The sequence below is a fragment of the Rhodococcus sp. 5A-K4 genome (genome assembly GCF_046097995.1).
GTDB classification, from domain to species: domain Bacteria; phylum Actinomycetota; class Actinomycetes; order Mycobacteriales; family Mycobacteriaceae; genus Rhodococcus_F; species Rhodococcus_F erythropolis.
In genome coordinates this window covers 1-1559 of record NZ_JBJURM010000068.1, presented here as the reverse complement: position 1 = coordinate 1559, position 1559 = coordinate 1, and the positions used below count along the sequence as shown (strand labels likewise).

The window sequence follows — 1559 nt, the reverse complement described above, 5'->3', positions numbered from 1 at the left end:
AGTCGTGCGCGACTGTCCGTCGTCGAAACATTTGGCGCAGGTTTGGCGTGGCGTTAACGGAGAGCGGGCCTCGTCAGGGGTTGGCTTTTAGGCGGCGAGCTTGCGGTGCTGCAAGCGGCGATGTTCGATGGTCTGTTTCTTGATGGCGGCGCGCTGGGCGTGGATCTGCCGATCGCGGCCAAAGTAGGCATCTGCGGGCGTCACATTGCCCAGGCTTTCGTGATAGCGCTGGTGGTTGTAGTGCTCGATGAAGGCTTCGATCTGGGCTTCGAGATCGCCGGGCAGGTAATAATTCTCCAGTAGGATGCGGTTTTTCAAGGTCTGGTGCCAGCGCTCGATCTTGCCCTGTGTCTGGGGGTGAAAGGGGGCGCCGCGCACGTGGCTCATGGACTGGGCCTCGATATAGGCGGCCAGTTCGCCCGCGACATAGCTCGGGCCATTGTCCGAGAGCAGGCGCGGCATGTGCAGCACGGTGGCGCTGTCACAACCTGATGCGGCCAGCGCCAAGTCCAGCGTGTCGGTGACATCGCCCGCCGTCATGGTGGTGCACAGCTTCCACGAGATGATGTAGCGGGAATAGTCGTCGAGCACGGTTGAGAGGTAAACCCAGCCCCAACCGATCAGCTTGAAATAGGTGAAGTCGGTCTGCCACATCTCGTTTGGTCGCATCGTCTTGGTGTGGAACTCGTCGCGGGCCTTGATGACGATATAGGCTGGGCTGGCGATCAGATCCTGTGCCTTGAGCAGGCGATAAACCGTGGCCTCGCAGACAAAGTACTGCTTCTCATCGGTAAATTTGGTGGCCAACTCGCGGGGCGAGAGTTCGCTTTCCTCCAGCGCCATGTCGATGATCTGTTTGCGCACATTCTCGGGCAGCCGGTTCCATACCCGGCTTGGCGCCGAGGGGCGGTCTTCCAGCGCCTCAGGCCCACCATCAAGGTAGCGGGCATACCAGCGGGCAAAGGTGCGGCGTGGGATGCCCAGTTTCTCCAGCGTCTGTCGGGTGGGCAGATGGGATTGCTCGACGAGGCGGATGATCTCGAGCTTTTCTGCGGCGGGATACCTCATTCTTGGTCGCCCCCATCCGCGATCATGCTTTTTTTAAGCAGGCGGTTCTCGAGCGTCAGGTCGGCCACGCATTCCTTGAGAGCCAGTGCTTCACGGCGCAGATCCTTGACCTCGTCACTGGTGGCGGCACGGGCCGTGTCCCCGGCCAGACGGCGTTTGCCAGCCTCAAGGAATTCTTTTGACCAGGAATAATACACGCTCTGGGCGATGCCTTCGCGGCGGCACAGTTCAGCGATGCTCTCCTCGCCGCGCAGGCCTTCGAGCACGATGCGGATTTTATCCTCGGCCGAGAAATGCCGGCGTGTGGCACGGCGAATATCTTTCACCACCACCTCGGCGGGCTTCTTGGTGGGCTTGGCAGCCAATTTTGGGCTGGAGGGATTGGGTCTCATCTGCGTTCCTTACGTCACTGCGACGAGACCCAATCCCTCCATTATCCGCAACCCCAGATCTGTGCCAAAGGCGCTGACGCCGAACACGTTCGTAACGTC

Annotated in this window: 1 protein-coding gene; it reads right to left on the bottom strand. The window is 60.5% G+C overall.

Features of this window, described 5'->3' with window-relative positions; translation table 11 throughout:
* Positions 1-87: 87 nt before the first annotated feature.
* Positions 88-1460 (bottom strand): IS3 family transposase gene (locus tag ACKAMS_RS33545; protein ID WP_095046155.1). Its coding sequence is split into 2 segments (ribosomal slippage): positions 88-1103 and positions 1103-1460, totalling 1374 coding nucleotides; the frame shifts between segments, so codons are not numbered across the junction.
* Positions 1461-1559 lie beyond the last annotated feature (99 nt).